16 protein-coding genes are annotated in these 12,857 nt (G+C 65.8%); 6 read left to right on the forward strand and 10 right to left on the reverse strand.

The annotated features are described in order from the left end of the window. The first annotated feature begins 30 nt into the window (after positions 1–30). From F791_RS0100365 to F791_RS0100385, 5 genes are all read left to right on the forward strand, one after another. The gene (locus F791_RS0100365) at positions 31–465 is read left to right on the forward strand and encodes a CrcB family protein (protein WP_018993617.1); all 435 of its coding nucleotides are present in this window, start codon (positions 31–33) and stop codon (positions 463–465) included. Next, positions 462–878, forward strand: coding sequence for a fluoride efflux transporter CrcB (crcB, locus tag F791_RS0100370; RefSeq protein WP_018138819.1), 417 nt, complete (start codon positions 462–464; stop codon positions 876–878). Before F791_RS0100365 ends, crcB begins: the two co-directional genes overlap by 4 nt. Before the next feature lie 85 nt (positions 879–963). Then, a complete protein-coding gene (serS, locus tag F791_RS0100375; protein WP_018649352.1) occupies positions 964–2,253 on the forward strand; it encodes a serine--tRNA ligase in 1,290 nt (429 codons plus the stop codon). Between the two features lie 21 nt (positions 2,254–2,274). Next, positions 2,275–3,303: a thioredoxin fold domain-containing protein gene (locus tag F791_RS0100380; protein ID WP_018174444.1), complete on the forward strand. Its 1,029-nt coding sequence runs from the start codon at positions 2,275–2,277 to the stop codon at positions 3,301–3,303. Positions 3,304–3,614: 311 nt separating this feature from the next. Further along, a complete protein-coding gene (locus tag F791_RS0100385) occupies positions 3,615–4,022 on the forward strand; it encodes a hypothetical protein (protein ID WP_018139189.1) in 408 nt (135 codons plus the stop codon). Positions 4,023–4,333: 311 nt separating this feature from the next. Here the strand turns inward: F791_RS0100385 and cyaY are convergent, their stop codons facing one another. The 3 genes from cyaY to F791_RS0100400 all read right to left on the reverse strand — a co-directional run bounded on the left by cyaY (position 4,334) and on the right by F791_RS0100400 (position 5,440). Next, positions 4,334–4,657, reverse strand: coding sequence for an iron donor protein CyaY (cyaY, locus tag F791_RS0100390; RefSeq protein WP_012982299.1), 324 nt, complete (start codon positions 4,655–4,657; stop codon positions 4,334–4,336). Between the two features lie 101 nt (positions 4,658–4,758). After that, positions 4,759–5,151, reverse strand: coding sequence for a DUF423 domain-containing protein (locus tag F791_RS0100395; RefSeq protein ID WP_018993615.1), 393 nt, complete (start codon positions 5,149–5,151; stop codon positions 4,759–4,761). Between the two features lie 16 nt (positions 5,152–5,167). Continuing rightward, positions 5,168–5,440, reverse strand: a complete 273-nt coding sequence (locus F791_RS0100400) for a hypothetical protein (RefSeq protein ID WP_018139187.1) — start codon at positions 5,438–5,440, stop codon at positions 5,168–5,170. 131 nt (positions 5,441–5,571) lie between these two features. Here F791_RS0100400 and F791_RS0100405 point away from each other — a divergent pair, with 131 nt between their 5' ends. After that, the gene (locus F791_RS0100405; protein WP_026332989.1) at positions 5,572–6,132 is read left to right on the forward strand and encodes a ubiquinol-cytochrome c reductase iron-sulfur subunit; all 561 of its coding nucleotides are present in this window, start codon (positions 5,572–5,574) and stop codon (positions 6,130–6,132) included. Between the two features lie 34 nt (positions 6,133–6,166). On the opposite strand, the gene F791_RS0100410 is transcribed toward F791_RS0100405, so the two are convergent. The 7 genes from F791_RS0100410 to F791_RS0100440 all read right to left on the reverse strand — a co-directional run bounded on the left by F791_RS0100410 (position 6,167) and on the right by F791_RS0100440 (position 12,856). Beyond that, complete coding sequence (locus F791_RS0100410) at positions 6,167–6,922, reverse strand: class I SAM-dependent methyltransferase (RefSeq protein WP_018993613.1); 756 nt, start codon at positions 6,920–6,922, stop codon at positions 6,167–6,169. Positions 6,923–6,924: 2 nt separating this feature from the next. Beyond that, entirely contained in the window at positions 6,925–7,167 is a 243-nt protein-coding gene (locus F791_RS13315; RefSeq protein ID WP_081622241.1) for a SlyX family protein, read from the reverse strand. Further along, positions 7,154–8,134, reverse strand: coding sequence for a D-2-hydroxyacid dehydrogenase (locus F791_RS0100420; protein ID WP_018993612.1), 981 nt, complete (start codon positions 8,132–8,134; stop codon positions 7,154–7,156). Before F791_RS0100420 ends, F791_RS13315 begins: the two co-directional genes overlap by 14 nt. A gap of 180 nt (positions 8,135–8,314) precedes the next feature. Beyond that, positions 8,315–9,004, reverse strand: coding sequence for a Bax inhibitor-1/YccA family protein (locus F791_RS0100425; RefSeq protein WP_018139182.1), 690 nt, complete (start codon positions 9,002–9,004; stop codon positions 8,315–8,317). Between the two features lie 95 nt (positions 9,005–9,099). Beyond that, on the reverse strand, positions 9,100–11,172 hold the full coding sequence (locus tag F791_RS0100430) for a SulP family inorganic anion transporter (RefSeq protein ID WP_018649354.1): 2,073 nt from the start codon (positions 11,170–11,172) through the stop codon (positions 9,100–9,102). A gap of 317 nt (positions 11,173–11,489) precedes the next feature. Further along, on the reverse strand, positions 11,490–12,074 hold the full coding sequence (locus tag F791_RS0100435; RefSeq protein ID WP_018139180.1) for a hypothetical protein: 585 nt from the start codon (positions 12,072–12,074) through the stop codon (positions 11,490–11,492). A gap of 59 nt (positions 12,075–12,133) precedes the next feature. Then, on the reverse strand, positions 12,134–12,856 hold the full coding sequence (locus tag F791_RS0100440) for a class I SAM-dependent methyltransferase (protein ID WP_018993611.1): 723 nt from the start codon (positions 12,854–12,856) through the stop codon (positions 12,134–12,136). Position 12,857: the final 1 nt, after the last annotated feature.

Below are 12,857 nucleotides of genomic sequence, written 5' to 3' on the forward strand. Positions count from 1 at the left end.
GAGGGCGCTGAATCGGTGCGCCGAATGCAAATGCTCGACAGGCCGACTGCGGGCACAGACAATGCCGTCATGATCGACTGGTGGGAGGGCCTTGTGCTGGTGGGGGCAGGGGGCGCGCTGGGAGGGCTGGCGCGCTTCTGGCTGTCGCAGTGGATTGATAACCGCACCGGAGGCCGTTTCCCGTGGGGGACGCTGGTCGTGAACGCCTCGGGCGCGCTGCTGATCGGCGTGACGATCGGGCTGGTGGCGGACCCCTTCGGAGCGCGCTGGCTCTGGTTGTTGCTGGTGGTGGGGGTGCTCGGCAGTTTCACCACGGTCTCCTCGTTCAGCCTTCAGACGGTGGGTATCGCGGAACGCGACGGCTGGCGCCCGGCGATCGCCTACGTCCTGCTCACACTGGGTGGTGGGCTGGCGCTGGTGTATATCGGCCATGCGCTGGGCCGCGTCGCGGGTGGTGCGGCATGACGGGCTACTCGCTGCGCCTGTCCGCGTTCGTCGCCCTGGGGGCCGCGCTGGGCAGCATGGCGCGCTATGGCCTGTCGTGGACCGGGCTGCACCTGATGGGAACCGGGTTTCCCTGGGACACGCTGGCGGTGAATGTGGCCGGCTCCTGGCTGATTGGGCTTTACGCCGTGATCAGTGCCCCGGAGGGTTGCCGGCCCGCCGATCCGGTGAGCCGCCAGTTTGTCCTGGCCGGCTTCTGCGGGGGCTTTACGACGTTTTCGGTGTTCAGCCTGGAGAGCCTGTGGTTGCTGGAGACGGGCGATCCCGGACGTGCGGCGCTGTATGTGTCCGTATCCCTGGTGCTGTGGCTGGCGGGCGTATGGCTGGGTAGCGTGCAGGGGCGTCGCTGGAATGCCGCTGCGTCACGCGGCTGAGGCCGGACGGGCCTGACGGCCCGGCCATGGACGGGGCGCGGCCGCGACCGTAGACTTCCCGGTCGTTTGTGAACGGATTACCGACATGCTGGATATTCGCAGTCTGCGCCAGGACCTGGACGCGACCGTGGCGGCCCTGGCCAGCCGCGGCTTCGAGCTCGACCGCGAGCGCTTCGAGACGCTGGAAGCGCGGCGCAAGGACCTTCAGGTTCGTACCCAGGAACTCCAGAACGAGCGTAATACCCGCTCCAAGGGGATCGGGCAGGCCAAGGCGCGGGGCGAGGATATCGAGCCCCTGAAGGCCGAGGTCGGTCGTCTGGGTGATGAACTCAAGCAGTGCGAGGCCGACCTGCATGGCGTGCAGCAGGAGCTGGACGCGCTGCTGATGCGCATCCCGAACCTGCCGCAGAAGGACGTGCCCGTCGGCAAGGACGAGGAGGCGAACGTCGAGGTGCGCCGCGAGGGCACCCCGCGCGAGTTCGATTTCACCCCCCGCGACCACGTGGACCTGGGCCTGCCCGGCGGCTGGCTGGATTTCGAGGCGGCGGTACGCGTGGCCGGCTCCCGCTTCGTGGTGATGCGCGGCGAGATGGCGCGTCTGCACCGCGCGTTGACCCAGTTCATGCTCGACCTGCACACCCAGCAGCATGGCTACCAGGAAACCTATGTCCCGTACCTGGCGAATCCGGAGTCCCTGGAGGGGACGGGCCAGCTGCCCAAGTTCGATGAGGACCTGTTCTCGGTGGACTGCGACCAGCGTTTCCGGCTGATCCCGACCGCCGAGGTCACGCTGACCAACCTGGTGCGCGAGCAGATCCTCGAGGCCGGCGCGCTCCCGCTGAAGATGACCGCCCACACCCCGTGCTTCCGCTCGGAGGCGGGCAGCTACGGGCGTGACGTGCGCGGCCTGATCCGCCAGCACCAGTTCGAGAAGGTGGAGCTGGTGCAGGTGGTGCATCCGGAACAGTCCGGCGCGGCCCTGGAAGAGCTGCTCGGGCACGCGGAGACGGTGCTGCAGGCACTGGAGCTGCCCTATCGCGTAATGCTGCTGAGTACCGGCGACATGGGCTTTGCGGCCGCGCGCACCTATGACCTGGAGGTCTGGTTGCCGGGCCAGCAGGCCTACCGCGAGATCTCCTCGTGCTCCAATTTCGAGGCCTTCCAAGCGCGGCGTATGCAGGCCCGCTTCCGTCCGGAAGCAGGCAGCAAGCCCGAGCTGGTGCATACCATCAACGGGTCCGGTGTCGCGGTGGGTCGTGCCCTGGTCGCCCTGCTCGAGAATCACCAGCAGGCCGACGGCTCGATCACGGTCCCGGAGCGGCTGCGTCCCTATCTCGGTGGAACCTCGGTCCTGAAACCGCCGTCTGAACAGTAAGTTGATTCAGGCGGGGTGGATGTGAGCCAAATCGGAAAGCCAACTGCGTTCGTCAGTCTGCTGGTGCTGCTGCTTTGCTGGCCGCTGTGGGCGCAGGCCGAGATCGAGGAGGGCTTCGATTTCGACGATTCACCGCGGATCATCGGCCTGCACGCACCGGACTGGTTCGAGCTGAGCTTTCTCGATCTGCCGGAGGACCTGGAACGTGCCGTGGAGCGCGGCAAGCAGGGGCTGGCCGTGTACTACGGGATGGACGACTGCCCGTACTGCGAACAGCTGTTCGAGGTGAATTTCGAGAAAGAGGACATTCGCGCGCAGCTGTCGGACAACTTCGATGTGGTGGCGATCGACGTGCTCGGCGACCGCGAGGTGACCGGGCTGGACGGGGAGGTCAAATTCGAACGCGAATATGCCTCGGAACAGCGGCTTAACTTCACCCCTTCAATTGCTTTCTATGATGCTGACGGCGAACGCATCCACCAGATGCGGGGATACTACCCGCCGTATCGATTCCGCGCGCTGCTCGACTTCGTGACGGAGCGTCACGACCGCGAAATGAGTTTTCGTGATTATCTCGACCGCGCCGACCCTCCGCCCAAGTTCGACACGGACGACATCAACGAGCGCGACTTCTTTGTCAACGAGCCCTATGCGCTGGATCGCAGCAAGATCCCCGCGCAACGGCCCCTGGTGGTGTTCTTCGAGCGCGAGGCCTGCCATGCCTGCGATATCCTGCATACCGAGCCGTTGCAGGAAGACGAGGTGCTGGACCGCATCGCCCTGATGGATGCCGTCCAGCTGGACGCCGAGGACAGTGACACGCCGGTACTGACCCCGGACGGTCAACGAACCAACCCGCGCGACTGGGCGGCGGAACTGGACGTGCACTGGGCGCCGACTCTGATCTTCTTCGACGAGACGGGCGAGGAGATCATCCGCATTGATTCGGTCGTGCACCTGAACCGGCTGCGCAACGTGATGGACTATGTGCTCACGCGCGGCTATGAGGACTATCCGACCTTCGAACGCTGGCGCGCCCAGCAACCATAGCCGTTAGGGAAACGCTGATTCATGTACACACTCGCGTTGGCACCCCCGGTTTTCCGAGAGAAGGCGCGGTGCGCAGCCGGTAGCGGTTCTACCGGCAAGGGCCGCAACGCAGGATCGGGGAACCGGGGGTGCCAACCCCAAGGGGCTCGGCCGCCCGTTTTTGATGACAACGGGCGCGCGCCCGGCGTTGCGGTTCCCTTGTGCAGAATGACTGCACGGCGGTCACCGCGCCTTGTTCGCACGCAAAAGCGACTCGAGCGCGAGCGTGTACATGAATCAGCGTTTCCCTAGGCGGCCGAGGACCGAACTGCATGCATTTCGAACGTGACTTCGTCGTGCGCAATCGCGATGTGCTGGAGGCCATTGTGGCCCGCGCTCATCGTGTCGCGCTGGGGATCTTTGTGCTGACCTTCAGCGGCTACGGGATCGCCGTCTGGCTTTGGTTTCAGGAGCAGATGTGGGCGGCGCTGATCACCGCGACCGTCAGCTACCTGGTGTTTCGCCAGTTCCGCATGCTGGCGCTGGGGATCGCGCGCATGCCGCTGCGAGGGGACCCCCAGGCGCTGGAAGCGACCCGGGCACTGGACAACGCGCTGGAAGAGGACCGGCCGCATCCGGTGCTGGCGGAGCTGGAGGCCCACCTGCGGGCGCTGGATGAGGAGGGATCTCCGGAGGCGTCGTCGCAGGAGGGTGAAGACGGCCGGTCGGGCCGAGACTAGGGAGACGCTGGTTTAATCGCACGTCCGCGTTGGTGCCCCCTGTTTTCCGAGACAAGGCGCGTCGTGTAGCGGGTAGTGGTTCTACCCGCCCGTTTTTGATGAATGCGGGGCGCAACGCAGGATCGGGGAACAGGGGGCACCAACCCCACAAGCTATTGAAAGCAGGGGCTCGGCCGCCCGTTGTTGATCAAAAACGGGCGCGGGAACGGCGTTGCGGCTCCTTTGTGCAGAATGACTGCACGGCAGTCACCGCGCCTTGTTCGCACGCAAAAGCGACTCGAGCGCGGACGTGCGATTCAATCAGCGTCTCCCTAGAGCTCGACGCGTACGCCCAGCTTCTGCCCGATCACGCGGGCCACGGTCTCGTGCAGGTCGTCCCCGTTACGGTCATCCAGCCAGGCATCTTCGTCCTCGTTGTAGCCGAAGTGAGCCGGGCCCTCGGGCGAGGACAGCCAGATCTGCTGCGCAGCCTCCTGGCGGTTCAGGATCATCTGCGCCCCGTCCTCGAATTCGAGGGTCAGGACACCGTCGATCAGGTCGATGTCCAGGTCGTCGAGACCGTCCTGGTCGCTCAGGCGGTTGTAGATCTCGTCGAGGGTCTGTTCGGCGAATACGGCGAAGGAGGGCTGGCTCATGGGTCTCTCGGTTCAGTCAATGCTTGTGGCGCAGGCAGTATAAATGTTGGATGCGCTGAGAAAAGCCAAGTCTGGCTTTGTCCGGGTTTGCAAATGTCTTGCTACGCCCGCCAGGCGGCGAGCGCCAGGCTCAGCCAGCCGAGGATGAAGGCGGTGCCGCCCAGAGGTGCGATGGCTCCCAGTACGCGCGGGGCGCCCAGTGCCAGGGCATACAGGCTGCCGGCAAAGAGCAGGATGCCAAGCACGAAGGCGACGGCGCTGGCGGTGGCCCAGCCGCTGGCCAGGTGCGACCACAGCGCTGCCAGTAGCAACAGGGCGAGGGCATGGATGAAGTGATACTGGACGCCGGTGTCCCAGGTGGCCAGCGCGCGCTCGGACAATCGTTCTTGCAGGGCATGTGCGCCGAAGGCACCGAGCACCACCGCGATGGCGGCGAGCAGGGCCCCGATCACGACTAGGGCGCGGATCATCGGCTCGGTCTCCGTACCTGGCATCAGTGTTTCCCTAGGGCTAGGCGTCGTCGCCCATCTCGCTGTCGTAGTCCTTCCCGGGGATCCAGCCGTGCTCGCGGGCACGCTCGATCGCTGCATCGTGGATGCGCGTGTGGCGCTCGCGAAGCTCGGGCGGGAGGTTGGCGATGCGCAGGTCGTACTTGTCCCACTCGGCGTTGACCTGGTCGTGGAGCTGCTGGATGCGCCCGAGGTCCCACCCCTCGCAGGTCTCGGTCTCCGGCAGGAAGCCGAAGACCCAGGCATCGCGGATAATATTGCCGACCGGCGTCATGCCGCCGTACAAGTCATTGTGGATGCCGATGTAGTGGCGGCGTCCGGAGCGTCTGGCTGTAGTCATGCGCGTAGTGTAGAGGCACGCCGGCCAGGCGCAAAGCACATTCTTTACAGACCGGGGTACTCACGATGCAGCCCGCGGGCGAAAGCCTGAATCGAATACGGATCCGCGTCCTGATGAAGCTGATGGTGCTGGGCGGGGTGGTGATGTTCGCCGGTGTCCTTGCGAGCTACGCCCTGTCCATGCTGGGGGGCGGGGAGACCGAGCGCCGCGTCGTGGAGCTGGATACGATCGCTCCCGGCCAGCTCAAGCGGCTGGACTGGGAGGGGCGGCGCATCCTGGTGCTGCACCGTGACCCGGCCCTCCAACAGGCGCTGGGTGAAGATGACGAGCTGGTCGATCCGCGCGCCCGCCGGGGCCAGCAGCCAGACGGGCTGGAACTGCCGCTGCGCAGTCTGCGGCCGGAGTGGCTGGTCGTGATCGGCGAGAGCACCGATCTCGGCTGCGAGCTGGATCTGGTGCGCCCGGACGCGGCGGACGACTGGTCCGGCGGGTTCGTCGATCGCTGCCGTGGGGGCCGCTATGACGCCGCCGGACGGGTGTATGACGGGCAGGACGCCCGGCGCAATCTGCCGATCCCCGAGTACCGTTTCTCCGGAGACGACAGGCTGATTCTGGGTGGTTCGTGACCGGTGAGGCGGGCGTGGGTCCCGCGGGTCGGATTCAGGATTGCGCAGCGGGTGCGTAGACGTCGAAGCGTACGCTCTTGCCCCGGACGCTGCCCTGGGGCGTGTCGGGACCCAGGGCAGGGGCATGCAGGGGCCGCTTGACGACGACCCGCCGCGTGGCCGCCTCGCGCAGACGCTGCAGCGTGGTTTCCGGGTCGGGGTCCGGGGCGCCCTCCATCAGGGCCTGGGTCAGCTGCATGTCCTTCTTGACCGCGGCGCGCTTGGCCCGCTCCGGAAACATGGGATCGAACACGGCGGCGACGGGCGGTGTGCCCAGGGTCGCTGGCGTGGCCAGGCCCGCGTGCAGCGTGATGCGCTCGACAATCGGGGCCAGCGCCTCGTCATGGGCGGCGCGCTGCAGGGCATCCGCCAGCAGCAGGTAGACGACCGGGTGGCGTTCCCAGGCATCCACGCGGAAGCCGTGCGCGGCCAGCAGCAGCGTATCGCGCCCCAGGCCGGCGGTGGCGTCCACCACATGGCTGTCTCGCGGGATGTTGCCCAAGGCCCGGATCAGGCCCTCTCGCTGATGCCCGCTATGGGCCAGACGATACCCCTGACGGCCGGTGGCAAAGTCCAGATGCAGACGCAGTTCGCGTCGACCCTCCTCGCGGATCAGCGACAGCCCGTCCGCGCCGACCTCCAGTACCAGGGGCGCCTCGCCCAGGTGACGATAGCCGTGGCCTTGCAGGTAGTGGTCGATCTCCCGGCCTCGGGCCTCCTGCCCGGGTTCTGCGCGGACTTGAAGGGTCACGGTCAGTAGTGCGGAGGAGGCGGCTCGTTGCCGTCTCCGGGGCCGCCACCCTGGTCCTCGAGTTCCCGCAACCGGTCGCGGAGCCACTGGAGCTGGCGGCGCAGTTCCTGGTTGTCCTGCTGGAGCTCGTGCTGGACGCGGGCCTGCTCTTCCTGGGTGTATTCCTGATGCGCCAGGCGAACTTCCAGCGCCTCGATCCGCGCGATCAGTTCGTGGTCGGTGCGGGATGGGTCAGCTGACGGCATGGCGGGGCTGTCCCTGGGCGAAAGAGCGGATGTTGGCTGCTACCTCCTCGATCACGTGCTGACGGGCACTGCGGGCCGCCCAGGCCGTATGTGGCGTCAGCACAAGGTTCGGGATGTCCGCTGCCAGCAGGGGGTGGTCCGCGGGTGGGGGCTCGGGCTCCAGGACGTCGATGCCGGCACCGCCCAGGTGGCCTGCTCGCAAATGCCGCGCGAGGGCCTCGGGATCGACCAGGCCGCCACGGGCGGTGTTGAGCAGGATCGCCCCCGGAGGCATCTGCCGCAGCGCGTTGTCGTCGATCAGGTGGCGGGTTTCGGGGGACAACGGGCAATGCAGGCTGACCACGTCGCTGGTCGCCAGGAGCTCGGGCAGCGGGATTCGATCCGGGTCATCCGCAGGCGAGGGTACCGCCTTGCGCAGGCTTGCGGCCACCTGAACCTGCATGCCGAAGGCCCGTGCGACGCGTGCCGTGGCCTGGCCCAGTACGCCATGGCCAATGATGCCCAGGCGCATGCCCGCCAGGGTCTGGATCGGGTGATCCAGCAGGCAGAACTGATCGGAGGCGCTCCAGTGGCCGGCGCGAATATCGGCGCGGTAGTCGTCCAGCCGCGTGACCAGCGTCAGCAGCAGGGCAAAGACATGCTGTACCACGGAGTCTGTCGCATAGTCGCGGGCATTGCTGACGGTGATGCCCGCCCGGTTCGCGGCGGCGACATCGATATTGTTGGTGCCGGTGGCCGCGGCACAGACCAGCCGCAGGTTTGCGGCCGTGGCCAGCAGCGACTCGTCGAGCACCACCTTGTTGGTGACCACAACCTCGGCACTGGCGACGCGGGCGGCGATCTCGTCGGGGTCCGTGCGCGGGTGCAGGTCCCACTCGGGAAGGGCCTCGCGCAGGGGGGTGAGGTCCAGGTCGTCGCGATCCACCGTGGACAGGTCGAGAAATACCCCGTGTCGCAGTTCAGTCATGGCGTTTACCAGGTGAAACGGTGTTGCGACGCTTGCGGATAGGACCACTACCGACTGCACGATGCGGCTTGCCGCGGAAAACCTGGGGTACCAACGCGAGCGTGTACATTGATCAGTGTTTCCCAACAAAAGGGCCCCGCATCGCGGGGCCCGAATCGCTTGCCTGTCGGCCTGCGACTGTTAGTTGTCGCCCATGAAGGCGTGGAACAGGTTCAGCAGGTGGAGGAACATCACATAGAGGTTCGCGTACAGCGAGACCGTCATCATGATGTAGTTGGCCTCCGGGTCGTGGATCATGCGGCTGGTGTCGAACAGGATCGCCGCCGACAGCAGCAGCACCACGGCCGCCGAGATGGTCAGCGACAGCGCCGGGATCGCCAGGAAGATGTTCGCGACGATCGCCAGCAGGGCGACGATCAGGCCGACCACCAGGAAGCCACCCAGGAAGCTGAAGTCCTTCTTGGTGGCCAGGGCATAGCCGGACAGCGCGACAAAGGCGACCGCCGTGGCAGTAAAGGCATTGCCGACGATCTGCGGCCCGTTGGGCAGGCCCAGGTACATGCTCAGGATCGGGCCGAGGAAGAAGCCCAGCACGCCGGTGAAGGCGAAGGTCAGCACCAGTCCGAGCGCGGAATTGCGAGCGGCATGGATGGCGAACGGGCCGCCAATCAGGACCGCCAGCAGGACCAGCCAGTGCACCGCCGGGGCGCCCACAGCCATCGCCACGAAGGCCATCACGGCGCTGAATGCCAGCGTCACCGACAGCAGCATGTAGGTCTGGCGGATGACCTTGTTGGTCGAGATGGTCTCGCTGATGGAACCGGTGCTGGACGGATTGCGACTCGAGCGAACGATCTGGTCTCGGGACACGGGTCAACTCCTCTTGGGTTCGTAACCTGCTCAGTGTAGCGATTGACGCCGGTGGGTGCAGCCCTTTTCGCCGTCCGTGGCGTGGGCTTTCGCGATCACTTGATTGGCTCACCCACGCGTTCGGAGATCTCCTTAACCGCGTGGTCGGTGGACTTGAAGATGTTGTCCTTGCCGATAATGTCCTCGAGCCCGGTGCGCTGTATCACCTCCAGGACCTGTGCCTTCACGCCGGCGAAGACCAGGGTGATGCCGCGCGCCTTCAGGCGGTGCACCAGCTGGTGGATCACTTCCTCGCCGGAGGCGTCGATCTCGTTGATGCCCTTGCCCACCACGATCAGATACTTGGCCTGTGGGTGGCGCGCGACCAGGTCCAGTACCGCGTCCTCGAAGTAGGGGACGTTGGCGAAGTACAGCGAGCCGTCGAAGCGCATCAGGCCGACCTTCTCGTTGGTCTCCAGCCCGTAGCGCTGGGCCTCGCGAAGCGTCCCGTCGTCGTAGCGGGCCAGTTCGCATACGCGCGGTTGCATGGTGCGGTACAGGTACAGCACGATGGCCAGACCGGCACCCATCAAGATGCCGTAGTCGAGATTCGGGGCCATCGCCAGGGTGGCGATGAAGGTGACCACCGCGGCCGCCCCGTCATGCTTGTTGGCCACCCAGGCGTGCTTGATTGCCTTGAAGTTAATCAGCCCGACCACGGCCATCATGATGATCGCCGCCAGTACCGATTGCGGCAGGTGGTAGATCAGGGGCGTCAGGAAGAGCAATGCGATCCCGATAAGCACGGCTGTAAATACCGAGGCCAGGCCGGTGCGAGCACCCGAATTGAGGTTGACCGCCGAGCGCGAGAACGAACCGCTGACGGGGTAGCCCTGTGTAAAGCCGCCGGCGATGTTGGCCAGGCCCTGTCCCATCAGCTCCTTGTTCGGGTCCAGACGCTGGCCGGTGCGCGCGGCCATGGCTTTGGCGATCGCAATGGCCTCGGTAAAGCCGACCAGCGCGATCACGAAGGCCGTGGTCAGGAGCGTGGTGATCGTTCCGAAGGTGATCTCTGGTGCGGAGATTGACGGCAGACCCTGGGGTACGTTGCCCACGACAGCGCCGCCACCATTGAGCGAGACCTCATCGCCGTCCACTTGCTCGATCCGCCACGAGGTGCGCTCGGCGCGTTCGCGTTCGGCATCCGTCATGTGGTCATCGGCGATGAAGCGCTCGGGTTCGTCGTCCGTCGCCGGGAGTCGGCGCAACGTTGTGTTGCGCAACTCGTCGCGCAGTGGGGCGAGCTCGGCGCGCAGTTCATCGCGCTGCAGTGCGGCCTGCTCCTGCTCGAAGCGCAGGGCCGGTGCATCGCCACGGGCCGCCTCCTGAATCTCGAGTTCCAGTTCGCGCACGCGGTCATCCAGATTGGCCGCCTGTCCCTGCTTCTCCTCGATCTGCTGGGCGAGTTCGACCAGCTCGCCAGGCGCAATTTGTGCGAGCGTCGTGTCGGCCTTGCGCTCGTACCCGATCAGCCAGGAGACCAGGATGGTGACAACCACCGCGACCAGCACGCCCGGAATCTTCGGGGCGACGCGTTTCATGCCGACCATCAGCGCGATCGCGCCCAGGCCGAAGGCGAGGGTGGGCCAATGGGTGTGCCCCAGCTCCAGCACGACACCCCAAAGACCCAGAAGGAAGTGGCCGGAGGTGTCGATCGGTACCCCCAGCAGCTTGTTGATCTGGGACAGCCCGATGATGATCGCGGCGGCGTTGGTAAAGCCGACGATCACCGGGTGCGAGATGAAGCTGACCAGCGCGCCCAGCTTGAACAGGCCCATGACCAGCTGGATTACGCCCACGATCAGGGCGAGCGCAATCGCCAGCATGATGAATTCGGATGAGCCCTCGGCCGCCAGCGGCACCAGGGCCGATGCCGTGAGCAGGGATACCACTGCCACCGGGCCGGTGGCGAGCTGATTCGAGGAACCCCACAGCGCGGCCACCATCACCGGCAGCAGCGAGGCATAGAGCCCGTACACCGGAGGCAGACCGGCCAGTTGCGCATAGGCCATGGATTGCGGGATCAGGACCAGGGCCACCGAGATCCCCGCAATCAGATCCGCGTTGAGCGTTTCCTTGGTGGGACGCCAGCTCAGGAACGGAAAGATGCGCAGCAGGATCGAATTCATGGCGGTACTCGCTTGGCCTGTTCGTGACGAAGACGACGGCTAGTCGAGCGATCCCGCGTGCCTGGCGCACCCGGGCTGTATGGCTGCCAGGGCCGTCGTCACGTGATTGGCAGCCATCTCTGGCCCGGGGTTGGGCCGGGCGCAGTCAGGGGAGGGAAGATTATAGAAGGTCGGCTTATTTTCTTCTATCAAAGGCATTCAATACGATATATAGCCTTTAGGGTATATATCGCACTCGCTGGAGCGCCCAACCCTGCACAAAAAAGCCCCGGTCACCAGCGGCGACCGGGGCCTTCCAGCGTATGCTTCAGCGTGGCTTACTGCGGGGGTGCCATGCCCGGGCTTCCGCCCTGTTGCATTTCCTGCTGCAGGGTTTCCAGACGCGCGATGATGTCATCGATGTCCGGATTCTCTTCGCGCATCGCGGCCATCAGGTCCTCGCGCAGCGATTCCTGAGCGGAGATGACCTCCTCGTCCTGCGCGACGGCCTGCTGGGCCTCCTGCAGGTTCATCTGCGCCTGCTGGACCTCTTCGGACTGGATTACCTGCTGGCGCTCTTCGGCACTCAGGTCCGGGTCGCGCAGGCGTTCTTCGGCGCCTTCGAGGGTTTCAAGATCCTGGCGGGGCTGGTAACCGGCCTCTTCCATCTTGTCGAGCACCAGGTTCTCAAGCTCTTCGCCCTTGCGCTCCAGATCAGGGTTGTTCTCGATCGCCTGCTGCTGGGTCTCGGCCAGGGTCTGCTGCAGCTGCTGCATTTCCATTTGCGGGTTGGCCCCGCCTTCCTGCTGCCCCTGCTGGCCCATGCCTTCCTGACCCATGCCCTGGGCCATCACCAGCGGACTGGCGAGCGCAAGCGCGGCGGCGGCAATCAAACCGGCGAGAGGCCGGGAACGGTTCGTCATAACAACTCTCCTCGTGAAAGTACGGTGGGAAGCTTAGTGCGTGGCGACTTAACAACAGCTTAACAGGCGCGAGCCGAGGTTTCCGGGGCACCCTGGATTTCGTTGCAGGCTTCTCGTTTTTCGTTTCCCTGGGGCTCCGGGATGCGAAAAAGCGCAATGTCCGGTGCCGGCAGGTGGATCGCCCAGCCAAGATGCGCGGCGATCCAGCGCAGGGTGTCGGGCCCGTAGAAGGCCACGTGGGTAGGGTCGCGGCGATAGTGCCAGCGATGAAAGGCCGCCGCGGGGGGCGGCCAGCCGGTCATGATCGCAATCGTGCCGCCGGGGCGCAGAAGGGTGGCCATCTCGCCAAGGATGGCGATCGGGTCATGCAGGTGCTCGAGAACCTCGGTACAGGTGACGAGATCGAAGCATGCACGGGCTTCGGGACGGTCAGGTGCGAATACGGGGTCATGGGTCTGCATGGAGTAGCCGCGCGCACACAGCATGTCCGCCAGTACCGGATGGGGGCCGCAGCCCCAGTCCACGCCCTGCGCCGGTGGCGGGCAGTGCGCCTCCAGCGGTGCAAGCAGGCGGCCCAGAAACCGCCGATACCCGGGGTCGTCCGGCCGGTTTTCGTGTGTCTGGTAGTACTCGCGCTCGAATGCGAGGGTGGGCCAGTAACGGTGCTTCAGGACAATCAGCGAGCAGCCCCTGCAGCGCTGGTAGTCCCCGGGCGAAGGGTCGCGCACCCCGCGGCTGAAGAACGGGCGCAGAGGTGCGGTACACAGCGGGCAGCGGTCCATG

It is taken from the genome of Thioalkalivibrio sp. ALRh, from assembly GCF_000381425.1.
Classification (GTDB): Bacteria; Pseudomonadota; Gammaproteobacteria; order Ectothiorhodospirales; family Ectothiorhodospiraceae; genus Thioalkalivibrio.

Bases quoted from the DNA above. Each gene is read 5' to 3' on its own strand.
- F791_RS0100365 (WP_018993617.1), top strand. From the start codon at position 31: ATGCTCGACAGGCCGACTGCGGGCACAGACAATGCCGTCATGATCGAC.
- crcB (WP_018138819.1), top strand. From the start codon at position 462: ATGACGGGCTACTCGCTGCGCCTGTCCGCGTTCGTCGCCCTGGGGGCC.
- serS (WP_018649352.1), top strand. From the start codon at position 964: ATGCTGGATATTCGCAGTCTGCGCCAGGACCTGGACGCGACCGTGGCG.
- F791_RS0100385 (WP_018139189.1), top strand. From the start codon at position 3,615: ATGCATTTCGAACGTGACTTCGTCGTGCGCAATCGCGATGTGCTGGAG.
- cyaY (WP_012982299.1), bottom strand. From the start codon at position 4,657: ATGAGCCAGCCCTCCTTCGCCGTATTCGCCGAACAGACCCTCGACGAG.
- F791_RS0100395 (WP_018993615.1), bottom strand. From the start codon at position 5,151: ATGCCAGGTACGGAGACCGAGCCGATGATCCGCGCCCTAGTCGTGATC.
- F791_RS0100400 (WP_018139187.1), bottom strand. From the start codon at position 5,440: ATGACGCCGGTCGGCAATATTATCCGCGATGCCTGGGTCTTCGGCTTC.
- F791_RS0100405 (WP_026332989.1), top strand. From the start codon at position 5,572: ATGCAGCCCGCGGGCGAAAGCCTGAATCGAATACGGATCCGCGTCCTG.
- F791_RS13315 (WP_081622241.1), bottom strand. From the start codon at position 7,167: ATGCCGTCAGCTGACCCATCCCGCACCGACCACGAACTGATCGCGCGG.
- F791_RS0100420 (WP_018993612.1), bottom strand. From the start codon at position 8,134: ATGACTGAACTGCGACACGGGGTATTTCTCGACCTGTCCACGGTGGAT.
- F791_RS0100430 (WP_018649354.1), bottom strand. From the start codon at position 11,172: ATGAATTCGATCCTGCTGCGCATCTTTCCGTTCCTGAGCTGGCGTCCC.
- F791_RS0100435 (WP_018139180.1), bottom strand. From the start codon at position 12,074: ATGACGAACCGTTCCCGGCCTCTCGCCGGTTTGATTGCCGCCGCCGCG.
- F791_RS0100440 (WP_018993611.1), bottom strand. From the start codon at position 12,856: ATGGACCGCTGCCCGCTGTGTACCGCACCTCTGCGCCCGTTCTTCAGC.